General features: G+C 68.6%; 20 protein-coding genes. 15 read left to right on the top strand and 5 right to left on the bottom strand.

The window, feature by feature from the left end; translation table 11 throughout:
• The first annotated feature begins 490 nt into the window (after positions 1 to 490).
• The 5 genes from ahpC (at position 491) to E2F46_RS14420 (ending at position 5006) form a co-directional block, all read left to right on the top strand.
• Positions 491 to 1054 carry an alkyl hydroperoxide reductase subunit C gene (ahpC, locus tag E2F46_RS14440; protein ID WP_133323290.1) on the top strand — a complete coding sequence of 188 codons (564 nt, stop codon included), beginning with the start codon at positions 491 to 493 and terminating at the stop codon, positions 1052 to 1054.
• Between the two features lie 184 nt (positions 1055 to 1238).
• Entirely contained in the window at positions 1239 to 2834 is a 1596-nt protein-coding gene (gene ahpF, locus E2F46_RS14435) for an alkyl hydroperoxide reductase subunit F (RefSeq protein ID WP_133323289.1), read from the top strand.
• 10 nt (positions 2835 to 2844) lie between these two features.
• Complete coding sequence (locus E2F46_RS14430; protein WP_133323288.1) at positions 2845 to 3789, top strand: LysR substrate-binding domain-containing protein; 945 nt, start codon at positions 2845 to 2847, stop codon at positions 3787 to 3789.
• Positions 3790 to 3932: 143 nt separating this feature from the next.
• Positions 3933 to 4337 carry a nucleoside diphosphate kinase regulator gene (rnk, locus tag E2F46_RS14425; RefSeq protein ID WP_133323287.1) on the top strand — a complete coding sequence of 135 codons (405 nt, stop codon included), beginning with the start codon at positions 3933 to 3935 and terminating at the stop codon, positions 4335 to 4337.
• Positions 4338 to 4349: 12 nt separating this feature from the next.
• Complete coding sequence (locus tag E2F46_RS14420) at positions 4350 to 5006, top strand: hypothetical protein (protein WP_133323286.1); 657 nt, start codon at positions 4350 to 4352, stop codon at positions 5004 to 5006.
• Positions 5007 to 5012: 6 nt separating this feature from the next.
• Here E2F46_RS14420 and msrA read toward each other — a convergent pair whose 3' ends face one another.
• The 3 genes from msrA to E2F46_RS14405 form a co-directional block, all read right to left on the bottom strand.
• Complete coding sequence (gene msrA / locus E2F46_RS14415; RefSeq protein WP_133323285.1) at positions 5013 to 5663, bottom strand: peptide-methionine (S)-S-oxide reductase MsrA; 651 nt, start codon at positions 5661 to 5663, stop codon at positions 5013 to 5015.
• Between the two features lie 69 nt (positions 5664 to 5732).
• Positions 5733 to 6668, bottom strand: coding sequence for a DMT family transporter (locus tag E2F46_RS14410; RefSeq protein ID WP_133323284.1), 936 nt, complete (start codon positions 6666 to 6668; stop codon positions 5733 to 5735).
• A 93-nt stretch (positions 6669 to 6761) separates the two neighbouring features.
• Positions 6762 to 8912, bottom strand: coding sequence for a sensor domain-containing diguanylate cyclase (locus tag E2F46_RS14405; RefSeq protein WP_133323283.1), 2151 nt, complete (start codon positions 8910 to 8912; stop codon positions 6762 to 6764).
• A 294-nt stretch (positions 8913 to 9206) separates the two neighbouring features.
• On the opposite strand from E2F46_RS14405, the gene E2F46_RS14400 reads away from it, so the two are divergent.
• Genes E2F46_RS14400 through E2F46_RS14380 form a run of 5 tightly spaced genes read left to right on the top strand, consistent with a single transcriptional unit; the run spans position 9207 to position 14027 of the window.
• On the top strand, positions 9207 to 10961 hold the full coding sequence (locus E2F46_RS14400; protein WP_133323282.1) for a glutamine--tRNA ligase/YqeY domain fusion protein: 1755 nt from the start codon (positions 9207 to 9209) through the stop codon (positions 10959 to 10961).
• Between the two features lie 11 nt (positions 10962 to 10972).
• Entirely contained in the window at positions 10973 to 11347 is a 375-nt protein-coding gene (locus E2F46_RS14395; RefSeq protein ID WP_243720453.1) for a hypothetical protein, read from the top strand.
• Positions 11347 to 11922 carry a nucleoside deaminase gene (locus E2F46_RS14390; protein ID WP_133323280.1) on the top strand — a complete coding sequence of 192 codons (576 nt, stop codon included), beginning with the start codon at positions 11347 to 11349 and terminating at the stop codon, positions 11920 to 11922. The genes E2F46_RS14395 and E2F46_RS14390 overlap by 1 nt, the downstream gene beginning before the upstream one ends.
• A gap of 44 nt (positions 11923 to 11966) precedes the next feature.
• A complete protein-coding gene (gene rlmM, locus E2F46_RS14385; RefSeq protein WP_133323279.1) occupies positions 11967 to 13028 on the top strand; it encodes a 23S rRNA (cytidine(2498)-2'-O)-methyltransferase RlmM in 1062 nt (353 codons plus the stop codon).
• A gap of 57 nt (positions 13029 to 13085) precedes the next feature.
• Positions 13086 to 14027, top strand: a complete 942-nt coding sequence (locus E2F46_RS14380; RefSeq protein WP_133323278.1) for a DUF808 domain-containing protein — start codon at positions 13086 to 13088, stop codon at positions 14025 to 14027.
• Between the two features lie 395 nt (positions 14028 to 14422).
• Here the strand turns inward: E2F46_RS14380 and E2F46_RS14375 are convergent, their stop codons facing one another.
• Positions 14423 to 15604 carry an FAD-dependent oxidoreductase gene (locus E2F46_RS14375; protein WP_133323277.1) on the bottom strand — a complete coding sequence of 394 codons (1182 nt, stop codon included), beginning with the start codon at positions 15602 to 15604 and terminating at the stop codon, positions 14423 to 14425.
• Entirely contained in the window at positions 15601 to 16836 is a 1236-nt protein-coding gene (gene ubiH / locus E2F46_RS14370) for a 2-octaprenyl-6-methoxyphenyl hydroxylase (protein WP_133323276.1), read from the bottom strand. The genes E2F46_RS14375 and ubiH overlap by 4 nt, the downstream gene beginning before the upstream one ends.
• 93 nt (positions 16837 to 16929) lie before the next feature.
• Here ubiH and E2F46_RS14365 point away from each other — a divergent pair, with 93 nt between their 5' ends.
• From E2F46_RS14365 to E2F46_RS14345, 5 genes are all read left to right on the top strand, one after another.
• Entirely contained in the window at positions 16930 to 17517 is a 588-nt protein-coding gene (locus E2F46_RS14365; protein ID WP_133323275.1) for a hypothetical protein, read from the top strand.
• Positions 17518 to 17535: 18 nt separating this feature from the next.
• Positions 17536 to 18090 carry a cob(I)yrinic acid a,c-diamide adenosyltransferase gene (locus E2F46_RS14360; RefSeq protein ID WP_133323274.1) on the top strand — a complete coding sequence of 185 codons (555 nt, stop codon included), beginning with the start codon at positions 17536 to 17538 and terminating at the stop codon, positions 18088 to 18090.
• 18 nt (positions 18091 to 18108) lie between these two features.
• Positions 18109 to 19056 carry a histone deacetylase family protein gene (locus E2F46_RS14355; protein ID WP_133323273.1) on the top strand — a complete coding sequence of 316 codons (948 nt, stop codon included), beginning with the start codon at positions 18109 to 18111 and terminating at the stop codon, positions 19054 to 19056.
• A gap of 148 nt (positions 19057 to 19204) precedes the next feature.
• A complete protein-coding gene (lptD, locus tag E2F46_RS14350) occupies positions 19205 to 21613 on the top strand; it encodes an LPS assembly protein LptD (RefSeq protein ID WP_133323272.1) in 2409 nt (802 codons plus the stop codon).
• Complete coding sequence (locus E2F46_RS14345; RefSeq protein WP_133323271.1) at positions 21610 to 22920, top strand: peptidylprolyl isomerase; 1311 nt, start codon at positions 21610 to 21612, stop codon at positions 22918 to 22920. Before lptD ends, E2F46_RS14345 begins: the two co-directional genes overlap by 4 nt.
• Positions 22921 to 22923: the final 3 nt, after the last annotated feature.

Here is a 22923-nt window from a genome sequence, read left to right as displayed (position 1 = left end):
CCGACCGGCGCAGGTCCGGTACCGCCGCAACCAAGCGGATATCGCGCCGCGACTTTCGGCGATGCGGGATCTGCGCAGCCACGGATGGCGTCACTCGCAGCCAGGCACAGAAGAAAAAAATGAAGGCGGCCGAAGCCGCCTTCAAAATTCCGCATCACGTGTGGGAGGGAGGAAACGGATACGGAACGCGTTGGGCCGGATCTCCGACCACAAACCCTGCCTGCCTGCCGCGGGAAGCGTGCTGCAGGAAGGCGTGGACCGAATATGCTGCAATGCAAAATAACCTGTCAACCCCTGCGCGCGATCACGGGCGCAGATGGACTATCCAATGGCAGGCGACAGGATTCTTGCACCAGTTCGATAGTTTTCAACTATTGTTAGTATAGATTTAATGACTTTTACAAATTGATCGATGCTGCCTATTCTTGTCGGCGTCGGCAGGGCATCTGCTTCTGCCGAAACCCTCCCCATTCATCCGAGGATCTTGCAGATGTCGTTGATCAACACGCCCGTCCAGCCGTTCAAGACCACCGCCTACCAGAATGGCGAGTTCATTGAAGTCACCGATGCCAGCCTGAAGGGCAAGTGGTCGGTGCTGGTGTTCATGCCGGCCGCCTTCACCTTCAACTGCCCGACCGAGATCGAGGACGCGGCCGACCATTACGCCGAGTTCCAGAAGCTGGGCGCCGAGGTCTACATCGTCACCACCGACACCCACTTCTCGCACAAGGTCTGGCACGAAACCTCCCCGGCGGTGGGCAAGGCCCAGTTCCCGCTGGTCGGCGACCCCACCCACCAGCTGACCCGCGCCTTCGGCGTGCACATCGAGGAAGAGGGCCTGGCCCTGCGCGGCACCTTCGTGGTCAACCCGGAAGGCGTGATCAAGACGCTTGAGATCCATTCCAACGAGATCGCCCGCGACATCTCCGAAACCCTGCGCAAGCTCAAGGCCGCCCAGTACACCGCCGCGCACCCGAACGAAGTCTGCCCGGCCAAGTGGAAGGAAGGCGAGAAGACCCTGAAGCCGTCGCTGGACCTGGTCGGCAAGATCTGATCCGGCGCGACCGGCAGTTCGCAACCGACCCATCGCACCACACGCCCCCGTGCCGCACCTGCGGCGCGGGAGCGGATCGGAGCCGATGCCCGGCCTGCCCGCCACGCATCCCTCCCCCTGCGCAGCCAGCCCGCCTGCGTCGGCTCCGATCCGCTCCCGCCACTCCACCCCCACAGGAGTCGCCATGCTCGACCAGGACCTCAAGACCCAGCTCAAGGCTTATCTCGAACGCCTGCAACGCCCTGTCGTGATCACCGCCTCGGTGGACGACGGCGACAAGTCGAACGAGATGCTGGCGCTGCTGGAAGACATCCGCGCGCAGTCCGACAGGATCACCGTCGACGTGCGCCGCGACGATGGCGAACGCACCCCGTCGTTCGCGCTGTCGTCGCCCGGGTACGACATCTCGCTGCGCTTCGCCGGGCTGCCGATGGGCCACGAGTTCACCTCGCTGGTGCTCGCCCTGCTGCAGGTCGGCGGCCATCCGTCGAAGGCCACCGCCGACCTGCTGGAGCAGGTGCGCAACCTCGATGGCGACTTCCTGTTCGAAACCTATTACTCGCTGAGCTGCCAGAACTGCCCGGACGTGGTGCAGGCGCTGAACCTGGCCGCCGTGCTCAACCCGAAGATCAGGCACGTCGCCATCGATGGCGCGCTGTTCCAGGACGAGGTGGAAGCGCGCGAGATCATGTCGGTGCCCACCGTCTACCTCAATGGCGAGCTGTTCGACCAGGGCCGGATGACGCTGGAGCAGATCGTCGCCCGGCTCGATACCGGTGCCGCGAAGCGCGAAGCCGCGAAGATCGCAAGCAAGGACGCCTTCGACGTGCTGGTGGTCGGCGGTGGCCCGGCCGGCGCGGCGGCGGCGATCTACGCCGCGCGCAAGGGCATCCGCACCGGCGTGGCGGCCGAGCGCTTCGGCGGCCAGGTGCTGGACACCATGGCGATCGAGAACTTCATCTCGGTGCAGCACACCGAAGGCCCGAAGCTGGCTGCGCAGCTGGAACAGCACGTGCGCGAGTACGACGTGGACGTGATGAACCTGCAGCGCGCGACGCAGCTGGTGCCCGCGGGCGACGACGGCCTCGTGGAAGTGAAACTGGAGAACGGGGCGTCGCTGAAGTCGAAGACCGTGGTGCTGTCCACCGGCGCGCGCTGGCGGCAGATGGGCGTGCCCGGCGAAGACCAGTACCGCAACAAGGGCGTGGCCTATTGCCCGCACTGCGATGGCCCGCTGTTCAAGGGCAAGCGCGTGGCGGTGATCGGCGGCGGCAACTCCGGCGTGGAGGCGGCGATCGACCTGGCCGGCCTGGTCGCCCACGTCACCCTGATCGAGTTCGACGCGGCGCTGCGCGCCGACGCGGTGCTGCAGCGCAAGCTGCGCAGCCTTCCGAACGTGCGCATCATCACCAGCGCGCAGACCACCGAGGTGCTGGGCGATGGCCAGAAGGTCAAAGGCCTCGTCTACACCGATCGCGTCGGCGGCGATGCGCATCGACTGGAACTGGAGGGCGTGTTCGTGCAGATCGGCCTGCTCCCGAATACCGAATGGCTCCAGGGCACGGTGGCGCTGTCGCCGCGCGGCGAGATCGAAGTGGATGCGCACGGCCGCACGTCGGTGCCGGGCGTGTTCGCCGCGGGCGACGCCACCACGGTGCCGTACAAGCAGATCGTGATCGCGATGGGCGAAGGCTCGAAGGCGGCGCTGGCCGCCTTCGACCACCTGATCCGCACCTCGGCGCCGGCCGAGACCTTAACGACCGAAGCCGAAGCGGTTTGATCCAGCTGCAATGAACCTGCGCGACCTCAACTACCTGATCGCGCTCGCCGACCACAGGCATTTCGGGCGCGCCGCGGCCGCGTGCTTCGTCAGCCAACCCACGCTGTCCACGCAGATCCGCAAGCTGGAGGAAGAACTGGGCGTGGCGCTGTTCGAACGCGCGCCGCGCAAGGTGATGCTGACCGCGGTCGGCAGCGACATCGCCGAACGCGCACGCCGCATCGTGGGCGACGTCGAACAGATGAAGGAAGCCGCGCGCCGCAGCCAGGCGCCCGAGGCCGGCACCGTGCGCCTGGGCATCTTCCCCACGCTGGGGCCATACCTGCTGCCGCACGTGATCCCGGGCATCCGCGAACGCTTTCCCGAGCTGCAGTTGCTGCTGGTCGAGGAAAAAAGCGAACTGCTGCTCGCGCGGCTGCGCGACGGCCGGCTGGACGCGGCGATCCTGGCCGAACCGATCCACGACGACCAGTTGCATGGCGAATTCCTGTTCGAGGAATCGTTCGTGCTGGCGGTGCCGGCGCACCACGCGTTCGCACAGCGTACTTCGCTGTCCGTGGGCGACCTGGCCAACGAAGACCTGTTGCTGCTCGAGGACGGCCACTGCCTGCGCCAGCAGACGCTCGACGTGTGCCACCTGTCGGGTGCCAGCGAGAAGACCGAATTCCGCGCCACCAGCCTGGAAACCCTGCGGCAGATGGTGGCGGCGAACGTCGGCATGACCCTGCTGCCCAGCCTGGCCGTGCAGCCGCCGGTGGCGCAGCCACCCAGCATCCGCCTGCTGCCGTTCAAGGATCCGCAACCCAGCCGGCGCATCGCGCTGTACTGGCGGCGCAGCACGGCGATGGATGGCTTCCTCAAGCGCCTCGCCGCCAGCATCCGCCAGCTGCCCGACGCCTTGCTGCGCACCGATCCGGCCGACCCACGGCAAACGACACCGCCGGACATGCTCTGAACGACCGCCGCGACACGCTTGAAAGCGTGCAGTCGCGGCGGTACTGTCGACACTCCCGCAGCGGGCGACGCGCCAGTCACGTCGCCCGTTTTTTCTTGCGTGCCCGGCCACACCGGCACGCGCCATTCGACCAGGAGTCCACCATGCACGACCAGCCCACCAGCGGCCTGCCCCCTTCCCTCCGCATCTCCAATCGTGACGCCACCCGCCTCGAAGCGTTGCTGGACGCGCCGCAGTGGCGCGAGCACCCGGCCGCGGATGCGCTGATGGCGGAACTGTCGCGGGCCGAGATCATCGACGATGACGCCATGCCGACCGACGTGGTCGGCATGCATTCCCGTGTCGAATGCGTCGACGACGCCAGTGGCGAGCGCCACTCGATCACGCCCGTGTATCCGCACGAAGCCGACATCGATGCGGGCCGCGTCTCCATCCTCGCCCCGGTGGCGAGCGCATTGCTGGGCCTGTCGCCCGGACAGTCGATCGACTGGACCCTGCCTGGTGGCCGCACGCTGCAGTTGCGCGTGCTCGACGTGTCGCCGGGCTAGCATCGCGCAACCATGTCGCTGCGCACGCTTGCCATCCTTGGGCTGCTGCTGGCCGCCATCGGCTGGTGGCGTTCGCCGTACTCGCCGCGCGTCCCGGCGCCGCCGCTGCCGGCCGATGGCGGGGGCGTGCACTGTCCGCCCCCGCCCGCGGTGGCCGCAGGTGCCGCGCCCCTGCAGACGCCGGTACCGCGGGGCATGGCACAGGTGGCATTGCAGGACGGCACGCTGACACCGCTGGCCGGCTTCAGCCTGGAGGCGCGCGTGCTGTCGCGACGCGACTACAGCCTCGGTCGCGAGGCCACGTTCTCGCCCACAGACCTCGCACTGGGCTGGGGACCCATGCGCCAGGACGCAGTGCTGTCACGACTGTCGATCTCTCAATCCTCGCGCTGGTACCACTACCGCTGGCAGGGCAGCCCGCCGCTGCCGCCGGCGGAGATCGTGCGCAGCAGCGCCAACATGCACATGATCCCGTCCAGCGCGGACGTCGCCGCGGAACTGCGCCGGGTCCGCCGCGACGACCATGTGCGCATCGACGGCTGGCTGGTCCGGGTGGATGCGCCGGACGGCTGGCGCTGGATCAGCTCGCTCAAGCGCGACGACAGCGGCGCGGGTGCGTGCGAAGTGGTCTACGTCTGCCGAATCGAGCGGCAACAGGGCGGGTCTTGACCCGCCCTACGCGTCGATCCCGATCGGGCAACTCACTCCGGTACCGCCCAGGCCGCAATAGCCCATCGGATTCTTCGACAGGTACTGCTGGTGTTCGTCCTCGGCGTAGTAGAAAGTCGGCGCCGGGAAGGGGATCTCGGTGGTGATGTCGCCATGCCCCGCGTCGCGCAGGCGCTGCTGGAACAGGTCGCGACTGGCCAGCGCCGCCGCGTGCTGCGCCTCGGTTTCGCAGTAGATCGCCGACCGATACTGCGTGCCGACATCGTTGCCCTGTCGCATCCCCTGGGTGGGGTCGTGGTTTTCCCAGAACGTCTTGAGCAACGCATCGAACGGCAGCTTCGCCGGGTCGTAGACAACCAGCACCGCTTCGGTGTGCCCGGTCTGCCCGGAACAGACTTCCCGATACGTGGGATTCGGCGTGGAACCTCCGGCATACCCGACGGCCGTCGTCACCACGCCCGGCAGCGACCAGAACTTGCGCTCCGCGCCCCAGAAGCAGCCCATGCCGAACTGCACCCGCGCCAGGCCCGTGAACGCATCGCGCAAGGAGCCACCCAGCACGTGGTGCACGTTGTGCAGCGGCAGCGGCGTGTCGCGTCCGGGCAAGGCGTCTTCCGGTCGCGGCAGGCGTTGTTTCCAGGCACCGATACCAGGCATGGCGACGACTCCGTAGGGGTTGGTCGTGATGTGGAGGCGCAGAGCCTCCACATCAAGCGGCGTGGTCGTTCAGACCGGCTGCGTCGGCAACCGTTGGCGGCCCTTGAGGCCCGCGAGGAAGATGCCCGCGAGGCTGAACGCCAGGCCCCACCACTCGCGCGACGTGGTCATGCGGTCCAGCAGCGCCACGTCGAGCAGGAAAGCGACGATCGGCTGCAACAGCAGCAACAGGCCCACCATCGCCACGGCCAGGTGCGGCATCGCCTTCGAGATCAATACCCAGCTCAGGCAGTGTCCCGCGCCGGCCAGCAGCAACAGCACGGCCAGCGAGCGCCACGACGGGATGACGAACGACGCGCCCTCGGCCACGCCGGCCACGGCCAGCAGCACTGCGCACGACAGCGACGCCAGCGCCAGCACCTGCGCAATCGGCGCGTCCGCGCCGGCATGGCGCGCCACCACCGCGCCATGCGCCTCGCTCTGCGCGCGCTTGAGTCCAAGGTTGTAGACGGCGTAGGCCAGGCCGGTGGCGAGTCCCAGCCATACGCCCCACCGATATTCGACCGGCAGCGTGGCCCATTGCCCGCCCAGCAGCAGCCACAGCCCGATGAAGGCCAGCACGATGCCCGCCAGGAAGCGCGGCCCGATGCGCTCGCGATACAGCCACGCGCCGGCCAGCGCCATGAAGAACACCTGCGCATTCGCGAGGAGCGTGGCCAACCCCGGACCCACCAGCAGGATGCTGCGATGCCAGAGCCACAGGTCCAGTGCGAACGCCGCGCCCGGCACCAGCGTCCACAGCCACGCACGCAGTGGCAGCGGCCGCCAGCTGCGGGTGGCGAACACGATGAGCAACAGCATCAGCCCCGCGAAGCCCATCCGCCAGAACGCGGAGATCGTGGGCGGAACGTCGGCGAAGCGCACCATCAGCCCGTTGGTGCCGATCAGCGCTGCACCCAGCAGCATCCAGAGCGTCGCGCGGGTGTCCACGGGGGAAGCGGGCATGACGCGACCGAAGCAAGGAGGAGCGAGGATTATCGAGTCCGTGCACGCCGACCGGCAATGCACCATGCGTCGAAGGTGCGCGATTGAAACGGATCAACTGAACACGGCGGGCGCCACCTGCACGCAGTTGCGGCCGTTGCGCTTGGCCGCGTACAGCGCCTTGTCGGCACGGTCCAGGGTGGCCGCCGGCGTGTCCTCGTTGTCGCGCCGGGTGGCGACGCCCACGCTGACGGTGAGCGGCAAGGCCTGGCCCGACCAGTCAAGCTGCATGTTCTCCACCGCGACGCGCAGCTGTTCGCCAATCACCCGCGCCGCGGCCCCGCCCCTGCCGGGCAGCACCGCGATGAACTCTTCGCCGCCATAGCGCCCGAACAGGTCGCCTTCGGGCAGCGCGGCGCGCAGGGTGGATGCCACGTTGCGCAGGCAGAAATCACCGCAGGCATGGCCATAGCGGTCGTTGACCGACTTGAAATGGTCCAGGTCGATGAACAGCACCGACACCGGCTGGCCGTCGCGCTGCGCGTCGTCGAACGCGCGCGTCATCCACTGGTCGATGGTGCGGCGGTTGAAGCTGCCGGTCAGTGCATCCACCTCGGCCGAACGACGCAGCTGGATCGCCGCCACCGCTTGGTCGATCTGCAGCAGGGTCAGGCGGGCCAGCTCACCGGCGAGCGACAACTCCTCCGTGGTGAATCCGTCGCCGCCCTTGCGCCGGAGCAGCAGCCCGCCCCATGCCGGCGCGCGGATCGGAAGCGGCAACAGCGCCTCGATGCCCAGCGACGCGCGCACACCTTCCGCCGTCACCGGCTGCTGCAGGGGCAGGCCGTTGGCGCACTGACGCTTGAGCGCAAGCAGCCGCTTCTCGATGCTCTGCTGTATCGGCTGCTTCGCTTCCAGCGGTTCGACCAGCAGCAGGTCCTGGCCGTGGTAGCCGCGCACAACCGCCGACGCACTTTCCAGCGGCATCAGGCGCGACAGGTGGTCGAGCAGCAGGCGGAACGCCGTCCATTCCACGTCGCCCACCGGCAGCGCACGCAGTTCGGTCTGCAGCTCGGCGGCCAGGTTGGAACGGCTGGCCTCCCGCTCCATCCGGCGCTCGGTATCGGCACGCGCCAGCTGTTCGCGGTCCCGCTGGTAGCGATATTCGCTGATGCGACCGATCAGCCCGACGGCGAGGATGGCGATGCTGACCACCAGGCCCAACTGATAGCCGTAGCGCACCAGCAGCAATTCAGGCACCTGCCCGCGCGCGGACAGCTCCATCAGCAACGCACCGATGCCGGTCGCCAGCGACAGCACCGCCAGCGGCCACGCCATCGGCACACGACGCAGTCCGGCGTCGACCAGCATCAATACGCCGAGCACCCCCACCACGGCGAGGGCGGCGCTGGCGAACGGCTGCGTCCACGGCACCAGCAGTTCGACGTTGAGCAGGCACAGCGCCGCGCCCCCCACCAACACCAGGCAATAACCATCGATCGCACGGCGCGCGGACGGATGCGTGGCCTGCAGGCCGACGTAGCGCACCAGCACCTGCAGCCATCCGGCACCAAACAGGAACGCCAGTGCACACAGGCCCATGGCCCCCCATGCCGCGAACAGCCGCAGGCCCGGCAGCTGGTACAGATGCCCGTTGACGCCGGCCAATGTCACCAACGCCAACAGCGAGAACCCGAAGAACACCAGGAACATGCGGTCCCGCGCCGCGGAGAACAACGCAAGCGCCAGCAAGGCGAGCGTGAACAGGCTGGCATAGACCATCGCTGCAGTCGCCGCGCCGTACTGCTCGATGCGCATCGCGTCCGATTCGCGCATCAGCTTGGGCGTGAATGCACCGCGCAGGCTGCTGTCGACTTGCATCACCAGCTGCGTTTCGCCCTGCCATGCCAGTGGCAGGGGAAAAACATAGCCCCCGGGCAGCAGGCCCTCGACGCGCTGTGGGGTGTAGAAGCCGTAGCGCGTACTGCGCCAGCCGTCGCGTCGCAACTCGATGCCATCCACCGGGTCCCGGGGCAGTCGCAGCACCCAGCGGGATTCGTCGGTCGCGACCGGTGGAAGCGAGAACCGTAGCCAGACCGTGGTCTCGCGACGATGGCCGCCCGGCAACTGCACCACGTTGCGCTCCTGCCATGCCGGCATGCCGTCCTCGGCACCCATCCCGCCCACGGCAACGCCCAGGTCGTCGCCGGCATGCGGGACGGCCCCGGTCACGACCGCGGCGAACAGCGACAGCAGCACGGCCATGCAGCCAGCGAACAGCCACTCATGCTTGCCGGACTCGGGTGTACGGAACGGATTCAGACTCTCCCCCTGTGGCGCGCGCCTCCGGTTGCGTCCAGCACCGTGCGCAGACGTATCGAAGCCTTCTGCCGATATCGGCAAGCAAACCGCGTGCCATCGAAACGGACCTGCGTCACGCTATGGAAAGCATGCCACGCCCGTGGGCAAGCCGCTCTTCACATGGGCCCGGGCGCGCGCCCGGGCAGGCCCGCATCGCCAGCTCGGCTAAACTGGCGGTTTCCCCGCCCCTGAAGCCGAATGACCACCCTTCCACCCCCTCCGGGGACCGCCGAACCCGCCCCCGGCGGCAAGCAGGACTTCATCCGCCAGATCGTCCGCGACGACTTGGCCAGCGGCCGCCACCAGGCCATCCGCACCCGCTTCCCGCCCGAGCCCAACGGCTACCTGCACATCGGCCACGCCAAGGCGATCTGCCTGGATTTCGGCATCGCCGAGGAGTTCGGGGGGCTGTGCAACCTGCGTTTCGACGACACCAACCCCGCCAAAGAGGACCCGGAGTTCGTCCGCGCCATCCGCGACGACGTGCAGTGGCTGGGCTTCGACTGGGCGGAACTGCGCCATGCCTCGGACTATTTCGAGGTGTACGTGCTGGCGGCCGAGAAGCTGATCCGCCAGGGCGACGCCTTTGTCTGCGACCTGAGCGCCGAGCAGGTCCGGGAGTACCGCGGCACATTGACCGAACCTGGTCGCAATTCGCCCTACCGCGACAGGTCGCCCGACGAAAACCTTGACCTGTTCCGCAGAATGCGCGCCGGCGAGTTCGCCGATGGCAGCCGCACCCTGCGGGCGAAGATCGACATGGCCAGCGGCAACATCAACCTGCGCGACCCGGCCCTGTACCGGATCAAGCACATGCCGCACCCCATCGCCGGGGCCGGCTGGTGCATCTACCCGATGTACGACTTCGCCCACGCCTTGGGCGATGCCATCGAGGGCATCACCCATTCGCTGTGCACGCTGGAGTTCGAGGACCACCGGCCGCTGTACGACTGGTGCGTGGACAAGGTGGACCTGGCCGGCACCCCCGAACTGCTGGCGCCGCTGGTCGCCAAGGGCCTGCCGAACGTGGCCGCCAAGCCGCGCCAGATCGAGTTCTCGCGGCTCAACATCAACTACACGGTGATGAGCAAGCGCAAGCTGGTGGCGCTGGTCGGCGACGGCCTGGTCGACGGCTGGGACGATCCGCGGATGCCGACGTTGCAGGGCCTGCGCCGCCGCGGTTACACGCCGGGCGCGCTGCGGCTGCTGGTGGACCGCGTCGGCATCAGCAAGCAGAACTCGATGATCGATTTCTCGGTGCTGGAAGGGGCGCTGCGCGACGACCTGGACGCGGCCGCGCCGCGGCGCATGGCGGTGATCGATCCGCTCAGGTTCGTGCTGGCCAACCTGCCGGAGGCGCACGAGGAATCGTTGACGTTCTCCAACCATCCGAAGGACGAGTCCTTCGGCACGCGCGAGGTGCCGTTCTCGCGCGAACTGTGGATCGAACGCGAGGACTTCGCCGAAGTGCCGCCGAAGGGCTGGAAGCGGCTGGTGCCCGGCGGCGAGGTGCGACTGCGCGGCGCCGGCATCGCGCGCGTGGACGAGTTGGTGAAGGATGATGCCGGCAACGTCATCGAGTTGCGTGGCTGGCTCGATCCCGAGTCGCGCCCCGGCATGGAAGGCGCCAACCGCAAGGTCAAGGGCACGATCCACTGGGTCAGCGCGAAGCACGCGGTCGAGGCGGAAGTGCGGCTGTACGACCGCCTGTTCTCGGTCGCCGATCCCGACGACGAGAGCGAAGGCAAGAGCTACCGCGACCACCTCAACCCCGAGTCGAAGCGCAGCGTGCGCGGCTATGTCGAGCCGGCCGCGGCGGAGGCGGCGCCGGAACAGTCGTTCCAGTTCGAACGCCTCGGCTACTTCGTCGCCGACCGCCGCGACCATCGCAGCGATGCGCCGGTGTTCAACCGCAGCGTATCGTTGCGCGACACCTGGGCGGTGAAGGCATGAGGAGGCTGCCCATGCGCATGCATGCGTTCGTCGTCGCCATGCTGCTCGCACTGCTGGCCACCGCCTGCGCCGCGCCCAACGGCGCCGCCGAGGACGCGCCGAACGCCAGCCCGCCACCTGCGGCGGGCGTCGTCGCGGCGGGACCCGGCACGCCCGACCTGTCGTGCAAGGTGGCCGGCGATTGCGAAGTGAAGAACGTCGGCAACTGCTGCGGCTACTTCCCCGCCTGCGTCAACAAGGACAGTCCGGTCGATCCCGACGCCGTGCGCGCCGAATGCGAACGCACCGGCACCAGCTCGATCTGCGGCTGGCAGGACATCCAGGCCTGCGATTGCGTGCAGGGCCAATGCCAGGCCGTGACCGGCCCGCTGCAGGTGGACCGCTGATGCTGTACGCGCAGGTCCACCTGACCTTGCCGGCCTGGGTGCACGATGCCGTCGATGCGGCATGCACCTACGACGACGATGCCGCGAAAGTGGCGCTGGCCGTCGAACTGTCGCGGCGGAACATCGAAGCACAAAGCGGTGGCCCGTTCGGCGCGGTGGTGTTCGGGCCGGACGATCGGATCGTCGCGGTCGGCGTGAACCGCGTGCTGCCGCACAGCTGCTCGGTCGCGCATGCGGAGACGATGGCCTACATGCTGGCGCAGCAGCGCACGCAACGCGCGCGGCTCAACCGCGACGAACAGGATCGCGCCATCGGCCCCTACACGCTGGCCACCTCGGCGCAGCCCTGCTGCCAGTGCTACGGCGCCACCGTCTGGGCCGGCATCGACCGATTGCTGATCGGCGCGCGCAGCGAGGACGTGGAAGCATTGACCGCGTTCGACGAGGGCCCGCTGCCGGCCGACTGGGTCGGCGAACTGCAACGCCGCGGCATCGAAGTCGTGCGCGACCTGCATCGCGACGACGCCCGCGCGGTACTGCGCACCTATGGCGAATCGGAAGGCGGCAGGTACTGAGCCAGCGACGGATGGCGGGCCTGGGCCCGCCCTACAATGCATCGATGACTTCGACCGGATTGCTTTGCCATTGCCGCGCCGGCTTCGAGCCGGACCTTGCCGCGGAACTGACCGACCGCGCCGCGGAAGCGGGCGAGGCCGGGTACGCACGCGCGCAGCGCGACAGCGGCTTCGTCGAGTTCCTCGGCGATGGCGATGCGCTGTCGAAGGCGCTGCCCTTCGATGCACTGGTGTTCGCGCGCCAGAAGCTCGTGCTGTTGGCGGAGTTGCGCGGGCTGGATCCGAAGGACCGCATCACGCCACTGCTGGCCGCGATCACCGATGCCGGCGGCACCCGCCATGGCGAACTCATCGTCGAACATCCCGACTCCGATGCCGGCAAGCCGCTGTCCGGACTGGCACGCAGTTTCGGCAATGCCCTGCGCCCGGCCCTGCGCAAGCAGGGCCTGCTCACCGCGACCGACAACCCGCGCCTGCCGCGACTGCACGTGTGCTTCGTCGCCGGCGACCACGCGTTCGTCGCCCGCAGCCAGCCCGGCGACAGCGCGCCCTGGCCACTCGGTATCCCGCGGCTGAGAGTGCACGCCGACGCGCCCTCGCGCTCGGCGTTGAAACTCGAAGAAGCCCTGCTGACCCTGGTCGACGACACCACCCGCGAACGCCAGCTGCAGGATGGCAAGACCGCCGCCGACCTCGGCGCCGCGCCCGGCGGCTGGACCTGGGTGCTGGCACGCCACGGCCTGCGCGTGACCGCGATCGACAACGGTCCGCTGCGCCCGCACGTGCTGGAACACGGCCTTGTCGAGCACCTGCGCGCCGACGGTTTCCGCTGGCAGCCGCAGCGACCGCTGGACTGGATGGTGTGCGACATGGTCGAGCAGCCCGCGCGCGTCGCGGTGCGGATGGGCGAGTGGTTCCGCGAAGGCTGGTGCCGACAGGCGATCTTCAACCTCAAGCTGCCGATGAAGAAGCGCTGGCAGGAAACGCGCCATTGCCTGGACCTGTTCCGCGACAGCGCGGGCCTGCCTCTCGACCTCCGCGCCAGGCAGCTCTACCACGACCGCGAGGAAATCACCGTCTTCGCCGTGCCGCCACGCAGGCGTTGACGCCAAGCGCCCGCGCCGCCCGTACAATCCGCCGCCACCCCACCTGCGACCGCCCCAATGGCTTCCAGCCTGCTGGTCCTGCTCGACGACATCGCCACCGTGCTCGACGACGTGGCGGCCATGACCAAGGTCGCCACCCGCAAGACCGCCGGCGTGCTCGGCGACGACCTCGCGCTCAATGCCGAGCAGGTCAGTGGCGTACGTGCCGACCGCGAACTGCCGGTGGTCTGGGCCGTCGCCAAGGGCTCGGTGCGCAACAAGCTGATCCTGGTGCCGGCTGCGCTGGCGATCAGTGCCTTCCTGCCCTGGCTGGTCACGCCACTGCTGATGCTCGGCGGCCTGTTCCTCTGCTACGAGGGCTTCGAGAAGGTCTGGCACAAGTTCTTCCACAACCGCCATGTCGACCTGGCCGAACGCGAGGCGCACGTGGCGGCGGTGCGCGACCAGGAGGTCGACTTGCTGGCACTGGAAGCGGACAAGATCAAAGGTGCCATCCGCACCGATTTCATCTTGTCGGCCGAGATCATCGTGATCGCATTGGGCACGGTCGCCGACCGCACGTTCGCGGTGCAGCTGGGCGTGCTGGTCGGCATCGCCGCGATCATGACCATCGGCGTGTATGGCCTGGTGGCGGGCATCGTCAAGCTGGACGACGTTGGCCTGCACCTGAGCCGCAAGGCGAACGCGGCGCTGGCGGCGTCCGGGCGCGGCATCGTGCGCGCCGCGCCCTGGCTGATGAAGGCACTGGCCATCGCCGGCACGGCCGCGATGTTCCTGGTCGGCGGCGGCATCCTCACCCATGGCGTGCACGCGGTGGACGAATGGATCCGCGATGCCGCCGTGGACGCGGCTACGATCCCGGGTGTCGGTGAAGTGCTTGGCGCGCTGACGCCGATGCTCATCAACGCCGGGGTGGGCATCGTGGCAGGCGGGCTGGTCGTGCTCCTGCTGGGACTGGTGCGTCGATTGCGTGGCGGTTCGCAGCAGGCGTCCGGCTGACCTGCGGCCGGGTATCTTCCGGGCCTCGTTTTCCTTCCACGTCCAGACATTTGCATCGTCTTGCTCTGCGCAGGCGTCGCGCCAACACCCCGACCTATGCGTACGCCTGTCGGGCACCGCGCCGAGTCGCGGCCCGATATCCGCTTGGTCGGCGCGGTGCCCGACAGGCGGCCCCAACGCTGCCGCTACCGATCCGTAGGGCGAGATCAAGCGCTGTTGCATATGTGGAAGCGCAACGGAACTTTCCAGCGCAGTCCCGGTGCCGCCGCAACCAAGCGGATATCGGGCCGCGACTTGCGGCGGCAGCGGGACTGCGCCACCACCCACCCTCTCCGGGCATGGGAGGTGTAAGGAAAACTGAACCCCGCCATCCCGGCAGATGAATCCACCTTGCTTCAGAGGCCAGCCGCACGCCGCCAAAGCGCGGCGGTAACCATCGGCAACCGGTTCGCCGCGCCCAGCAGGTGGCCGCGCAGCAGCGTTGTCGGCATGGCATCGTTCGAGAACAACGCATTGATGCCGTCGAAGGCATGTGCAGCGACCGCATTCTCGCTGCGCCGCGTGCGCGCCCAGCGCGCGAGGCGCGTGGGGGCATGCCAATCGGCGCGACGCGCATGCGCCGCCGTCACCATCGCCTGCAACGCCGAGACATCGCGCAACCCAAGGTTCACGCCCTGCCCGGCGAGCGGATGCACCACATGCGCGGCATCGCCGATCACCAGCACGCGGCCGGCGCACTGGGTCGCACTCAGCTGCCGCCGCAGCGGGAACGCGGCGCGCGGCGACGACACGCGCAACGTGCCGAGCCTGCCACCCGAGGCCGCGGTGAGTTCGCGCGAGAAGGCCTCGCCATCCAGCGCCAGCACGCGCGCGGCGGCATCGTCCGGCAGGGTCCACACGATCGACACCCGGCCATCGGCGAACGGCAGCAGCGCCAACGGCCCGGTCGGCAGGAACCGCTGCCACGCCGTCGCCTCGTGCGGATACTGGCAATCGACATAGGCGACCACGCCCTTCTGGCCATGGTCGTGCACCGGCGCGTCGATGCCGGCGAGGGTGCGCAAGGTGGAGGCCGCGCCATCGGCAGCGATGGCGATGCGCGCGGCCACCTGGCTGCCTTCGTCCAGTCGCAGTCTTACGCCGGCATCATCCTGCGCCAGCGATTCAACGCGCGCCGGGCAGCGCAGGTCCACCGGGCTGCGCTGCAATGCCGTCCACAGCCGATCGGCCAGCAATGCATGCTCGACGATCCAGCCCAGTTCGCATCGCGCGAGGGCATCGGCATCGAACACCAGCGCGTCGCCGCCCGCGGCATCCCAGACCTGCATCCGGCGATACGGCTGCACCCGCGCATCACGCACGGGCGGCCAGGTGCCCAGCGCATCGAACAGCGCGGCGTTGTCCGGCGCGAAGGCGTAGACACGCAGGTCCGGGCGTTCGGCCGACCACGCTGGAGGCTGTGCCGCTTCGACAAGTACAACGTCAAGGTCGAGTCGCGACAGCGCCAGTGCACAGGCCGCACCGACCACGCCACCGCCCACGACCACCACGTCGCGCAGGTCGCCACGCCGTCTCATGTGACCACCTGCGACGCTGCATTTTCGGGGGCATCCGACCGGCACAGCGCCGGCACCTCGCCGCGGTAACCCATGGCGCCACCGGCCAGCATCGACTGCAGCGACGGCACCGCACCGACTGCCAGCAACGCGGCGCTGCGCAGGGGCCGCAACCACGGTGCCGGATTAGAGGTGGCGCGCGCCAGCCCATGCGAGAACTGCAGGGTGCGTTCGCGATCCTCGCGACGGCGGTCGGAATACGACTGCAGCAACGATTCGCTGCCGGGATCGTCCGCACCTTCGATCAGTTCGGCCAGCGTCAGCGCATCGCGCAGGCCGAGGTTGAAGCCTTGGGCGCCGATCGGATGCAGGCTCTGCGCGGCATTGCCCACCAGCACCGCGCGCGGCGCCGTGGTTGCCTGCGCAACGACACGGACCGCAGGATGCACGCTGCGTTCGCCGACCGAGACGAAACGCCCGGCGCGCCAGCCGAATGCGTCCTGTACCCGCGCGAGGAACGCGGCGTCATCGAGCAACGCCACCGCATCGGCATCGGTCGCCGCGACCGCGTGCACCAGGCCGTAATGGCCATCGCCTCGTGGCAGCAATGCGGTAGGGCCGTCGTCACGCAGGCGCTCGTAGGCCGTGCAGTCGGGCACACGCTGCGTGCGCAACCGTGCCACGAACAGGCGTTGCGCGTAGTCGTGGGTCTCGGCGGCGATGCCCAGCGCATCGCGCACCCAGCTGTGCGCGCCGTCGGCACCCACCACCAGTCTCGCGCGGAGGATGCGTTCCCCAGCCTCGTCGCCGACGCGGATGGCGCGACACGCGTCGCCGCCTTCGGCGAACCCGAGGAAACGCGCCGGCCGATGGCGCACGCCGTGGCGCAGTTGCGAAAGCCTGAGTTCCAGTGCTTTGCCGAAATCACGCGCCACGACGACCGCACCGAAGCATTCGCGCCCATGGTCGGCCGCATCCAGCAGCACGCTGCCGAAATCCCCGGCACGGCTGGCATGGATCCGGCGGATGCTGCCCGGCCGCGCCTTCAGCGCCTGCATCACGCCCAGCGCGGTCAGCGCGTTGACCGTGGCCTCGGCGAAGCTGAGGTTGCGCTGGTCGAACACCGGCGGCATCACCCCTTGCGGGGTCGCTTCCACCAGCGCCGTGCTGACACCGACGCGATCGAGCGCGAGCGCCAGGCTGGCACCCACCAGCCCGCCTCCGATGATCGCCACCTCGTGGTCGTGTTGCATCCGCGCATGATAGCGGCCCGGGCGACGCGCCCGACCCGGCGCCGCAGTCCGCTAGAATGGCCGCCTGTCCTTCCGCACCCGGACCCGCACCGCATGAAGACCGTCCCGCAACGCGCCGTGATCCTGACCCTGCTCGCCGTCGTACTGGCCGCGACCCGGGTCCACCACTTCGCGCCGGTGCCGGACGCCACCTGGGCGGTGTTCTTCGTCGGCGGCTTCTACCTGTCGCAGTGGACCCGCTGGGCATTCCCGGCGCTGATGGCGCTGGCGGTGCTGGTGGATTACGTGGTTATCACCGGCCAAGGCCTGAACTTCTGGACCCATTACTGCGTCTCGCCCGGCTACTGGGCGCTGGTGCCGGCGTACTTCTCGATGTGGGCCGGCGGCTGGTGGCTGCAGCGCCACCATGGCGGCCTCGGCTGGAAGGCCCTGGGCCTGCTGGCCGTGGTGCTGCCGGCGTCGGTGGTCACGTGCCACCTGTTCGCGCAGGGCGGGTTCTACTGGCTCGCCAATGCCGTGGCCGAGCCGACGCTGGCGGGCTGGTGGAAGAACTACACCGACTGGCTGGGGCCGTACCTGCGCGTCGCGACCATGTACGTGGCGATCGCTGCGATGGTGCATGTCGTACTGGTGCAGGCGGGCCTGCTCCGGCGCGACGGCGCCCGCACCGCCGCGCCCTGACCGACGCCCGGCCTCGCCATGGGCAACCGGCTTTCGAAGATCTACACCCGCACCGGCGACGACGGCAGCACCGGGCTGGGCGATGGCTCGCGTGTCGCCAAGGACTCGGCCCGAGTCACCGCGTATGGCACGGTCGACGAGGCCAACTCGACGCTTGGACTGCTGCTGGCCAGCGACGTGCCGGATGACATCCGCGAGCTGCTGACCGCGGTGCAGCACCAGCTCTTCGACCTTGGCGGCGAGCTCTGCATCCCCGGGCATGCCGCGATCCAGGATGTGGACATCGAGCGCCTCGAGCAGCACCTCGACCGCTACAACGACGACCTGCCGCCGCTGAAGGATTTCATCCTGCCCGGCGGTGGCGAGGCCGCGGCGCGCTGCCACGTGGCGCGCACCGTGGTACGCCGCGCCGAGCGCGACACCGTCACCCTGGCCCGGCACGACGCGGTCCGGCCGCAGGCGATCCGCTATCTCAACCGCCTTTCCGACCTGCTGTTCGTGCTGGCCCGGGTGCTGGCGCGCGCCAGCGGCCACGGCGAGGTGTTGTGGCATCACGAGCGGCGCACGCGCTGACCGGCAGACTGCGGCTGCATGAACCACCGCGCCTCGATCTACACCCACGCCGCCTGCCTGGCGCACGATACCGGCCCGCAGCACGCCGAACGGCCTGCGCGGCTGGAAGCGGTGGTGGATGCGCTGCGCGAAGCCTTCCCGTCCGCCGAATGGCTGGATGCCCCCCGCGCCACCCGTGGCCAGCTGGCCCGCGTGCACGACGATGCGTTGATCGATCGCGTGCTGGATGCGCCGGACGCGCGGATCATGCTGGACCCGGACACCGTGCTTTCGCCCGACTCGCCCGAAGCCGCGCTCCGCGCCGCCGGGGCCGGCGTGGCGGCCGTGGATGCAGTGCTGCACGGCGAGATCGACGTCGCCTTCTGCGCGGTGCGCCCGCCCGGCCACCATGCCACCGCGTGCATCGCGATGGGTTTCTGCCTGTTCGACAGCATCGCGGTGGCGGCTGCGCATGCGCTCGATCGCCATGGACTGTCGCGGGTGAGCATCGTCGATTTCGACGTGCACCATGGCAACGGCACGCAGGCGATCTTCGAGCAGGAACCACGCGTGCAGTACCTCAGTTCGCACCAGATGCCGCTGTACCCGGGCACCGGGGCGGAGGACGAGCGCGGGATCGGCAACATCGTCAACGCGGGCCTGCCCTCGGGTGCGGGCAGCCGGGAATTCCGCAGCGCGTGGTCCTCGCGGCTGCTGCCGGAGATCGACGCCTTCGCCCCGCAGCTGCTGCTGGTATCCGCCGGGTTCGACGCCGACCGCCGCGATCCGCTCGCGCAACTCCAGCTCGATCCCGCCGACTTCGCCTGGCTGACTGCCGAACTGGCCTCCCTCGCCCGGCGCCACTGCAGTGGCCGCATGGTGTCGATGCTCGAGGGCGGCTACGATCTCGATGGCCTGCGCGAGGGCTGCGTGGCCCATGTCGGGGTGCTGTTCCAGGCCCGCGACCACGCTGCCCCGCCCATCTGAGCCGGCGTCGCGTTCAGTCGCCGGACGGCTGGCGAGGAAACGGGCTGGCCCAGCTGCAACCGGGCATGAACTGGACGTCAACAGTGCGCGTTGCCGGTCGTGGTGCCATGCGGCAAGCTAGGCGTCTTTCCGCCCCCCGGATGCCTGCGTGCGCGCCATTTTCCGCCTGCTGCCCCTGCCCTTCTGCATCGCCGTGTCCCTGGCAGCCAGTGCGAACGACGACATCCCGCCCGACTGGTCGATGTGTCCCATCGAGGACGCGGTGCCGGCGTTCCCGGACGCACAGGCGCCGACAAGTTCGCCAGATGATCGAGAAAGCCAGCCGACGCTTGTCGATGGTGATGAGACCGATGGCATTGACGGAGGGATGTACAACGTCACTGGCAACGTCACCCTGCGCCGCGGCGACCAGTTCCTCGGTACCGACGCGTTGCAGTTCGACCAGGAAACCGGGATCTACACCGCGACCGGCAACGTGCGCTACCAGGACTCGGGGATGCGCATCGTCGCCGACCGGCTGGAAGGCGACCAGGACAAAGACTCGCACCGGATCGACAACGTGCGCTACCAGCTGATCGAGCGTCGCGGGAACGGCGGTGCGGAACGGATCGACATGTCCGGCACCCGGGGACGGATGATGCGCTCGACCTACTCCACCTGCCCGCCCAGCGAGCGCATGTGGGAACTGCGCGCGCAGCGCATCGACGTCGACTCGGACACCGGCATGGGCACGGCGCGCAGCGCCACCCTGCACATCGGCAAGGTGCCGGTGCTGTACGTGCCATGGGCCGCGTTCCCGATCGACGATCGCCGCCGCACCGGACTGCTGTATCCGAACATCAGCTACTCCGGCCGCAACGGCTTCGACTACACCCAGCCGATCTACCTCAACCTCGCGCCCAACTACGACATGACGCTGGAGCCGCGCTGGATGAGCCGCCGCGGCATCCAGCTGGGCACCGAATTCCGCTACCTCACCGAAACCGGGCGTGGCGTGGCCGAGGTGGAGTTCTTGCCTTCCGATCGTTTGACCGAGGCGGGCCGCGCCGACGAGATCGCGAACGGAATCAATCCCGATAACTGGCGCAGGGACAACCGTGGCAGTTTCCGCTTCAGCGGCGTCCAGGACGTCGACAGTCGCTGGCAAGCCCGGGCACGACTGAATTGGATCAGCGATCCGCGCTGGGTCGAGGATGCCAGCAGCAGCCTGGACGGGTTGTCCGATATCGCGCTGCAAAGTGATGTCGGCATCTACGGGCGCAGCCGCCACTGGAGTGCCGCACTGATGGCGGACTACTGGGTGTTGTCCGACTACAACCTCGCAGATGCAAACCTGCCCTATCACCGCCTTCCACGCGCCGTGTTCCGCTGGGAACAACCCTTCGGACGCTGGCTGGTGGCCGGCGCCGAGACGGAACTGGCGCGCTTCGAGCACGCGGATCGGCAGTCACGCCCGGGCGGGAGCCGCCTGTTCGTGAAACCGTACGTCAGCGTGCCCTTCGAGGGCGCCAGCTGGTTTGTCCGCCCGACGCTCGCGTGGCGCTACACCGGCTATCGCATCGACGATGCCCTCGCGCAGATCATCGCTGACGGTAACGGTTTCCCGACCGCCAACACGTCGCCTTCCAGCAGCATCCCCATCACGACCGTCGATGCCGGGCTGTTCTTCGACCGCCACGTCGACTTCCGCGGGGAAACCTTCCTCAACACGCTCGAGCCTCGCATCTTCTACCTGCATGCGCCGTTCGAGGACCAGCGCGACATGCCGCTGTTCGACACGGGTCCGCTTTCCTTCAGCTGGGGGCAGCTGTTCCGAGACAACCGCTATTCCGGTGCCGACCGCCAGGCCGATGCCAACCAGCTCACCTTGGCGATGACCACGCGCATGATCCGCGAGAGCGACGGCCGGGAAAAGCTGTCGGCGAGCATCGGGCAGATCTTCTATTTCGACGAATCACGCACCGTGGTCGGCAGCGAGATCCCGGTAGACGATGGCCGCTCGGCATGGGTTGCGGACAGCACCTACGCCATCAACGACCGCTGGACCATCGGTGCCAGCTACCAGTGGAACCCGACCAGCCGCAGCGAGGACCTGGCGAGCGTCCGCACGCGATATCTGGTCGGCGACGACGGCATCGTGAACCTGTCCTACCGTTACCGACGCAACCCGCTGACCCGCGAAGACCTTGTCGAGCATGGGGATTTCTCGTTCCTGTACCCGATCAACCCGACCTGGAGCGTTGTCGGCCGTTACTACTACTCGTTCAACGAAAGCAAGCTGCTTGAAGGCATCTTCGGCGTGCAGTGGGAAAGCTGCTGCATGGCCGCACGCCTCGTGACCCGCCGCTATGTACGCAATCGCTCGGGCGACATGAACAATGCCATTCAGCTGGAGATCGAGTTCAAGGGGCTAGGCTCGGCAGGCCCGGAAACAAGGGACCGCCTGCGCCGTGCTATTCTCGGCTATTACCGAGACGACCTCTACCTCGTCCCGCCGTCCGAAGTCCGCAGCCGGCTTCCCCAGGACGACACCATTCCCCTCGATACCCTGCCATGAAGACCCTGATTGCCTGCCTGTCCCTCGCCCTCGCGCTGTTGATCGGCGCCCCGTCGCACGCCCAGCAGGTGCAGACGCTGGAAAGCATCGCCGCCGTGGTCGATGAAGACCTCATCCTGCGCAGCGAGCTCGACCGCGCCGTCGCCAACATCCGCGCGCAATACGCCGGCCGGCAGGAGCAGTTGCCTCCCGGTCCGGTGCTGGAGCGCCAGGTGCTGGAGCGCCTGATCCTGATGCGCCTGCAGACCGCCCGCGCCGCTTCGACCGGCATCCGCGTCGGCGACCAGGAGATCGACTCCGCCGTGTCCGCGATCGCGCAGCAGAACAACCTGTCGCCCGACCAGTTGCGCCAGCAGCTGGCGGCCGATGGCATGTCCTTCGCCGACTTCCGCAACTCGCTGCGCGAGGAGCTGTTGATCCAGCGCATGCGCCAGCGCTTCGCCCAGACCCGCGTCAGCGTGTCGGATGGCGAGGTGGACGTGGCCATGGCCGCCCAGTCGGGCGGAACGCAGTACCGCCTGGCGCACATCCTGGTTGCGCTGCCGGAAGGTGCGACCCCTGAACAGACCGCGCTCGGCCAGACCAAGGTCGATGGCGTGAAGTCGCTGCTCGACCGCAATGAGATGGAGTTCGCCGCCGCAGCGGTGCGTTATTCCGACAGCCCGAATGCACTGGAAGGCGGGGACCTGGGCTGGCGCAGCCTGGACGAGATCCCGGCCGCGTTCGCCAACGCCATCCGCACCATGCAGGCCGGCGACGTCATCGGCCCGCTGCGCGGCCCCAGCGGTTTCCAGCTACTCAAGCTGGTCGAGGTGCGCGACGGCAGCGCACTGGGCGGTGGCAGCGTGACCCAATACCAGGCGCGCCACATCCTCATCCGCACCGGCCAGGGCGCGAACGGCGACGCCGAGGCCAAGTCCCGGATCGACACGCTGCGCGCACGCATCGCCGGCGGCGCCGATTTCGCGGCGGTGGCGTCGGAGCATTCCGACGACACCTCCAGCAAGGCCAGCGGCGGTGATCTCGGGTGGTTCACCCAGGATGAGTTTGGCCCCGAATTCGGTGGTGCCGTCGCCGCGCTGCAGGATGGGCAGGTCTCCGCCCCGTTCCGCACCCAGGCCGGCTGGCACATCGCACAGCGCATTGGCACCCGCCAGGCTTCGGTGAGCGACGAGAATCGTCGCGCCCAGGTGCGTGAGGCCATCGGCCAGCGCAAGCTGGAAGACGAGTGGGACCGTTACCTGCGCGAGATGCGTGGCGAGGCCTATGTCGATATCCGCCTCGGTGGCACTGCCACTGGCGGTTGACCC

It is taken from the genome of Luteimonas aestuarii (genome assembly GCF_004357985.1).
Classification (GTDB): Bacteria; Pseudomonadota; Gammaproteobacteria; order Xanthomonadales; family Xanthomonadaceae; genus Luteimonas; species Luteimonas aestuarii.
The sequence above is the reverse complement of the archived record's forward strand: the minus strand, read 5'-3'. Positions and strand labels throughout refer to the sequence as shown.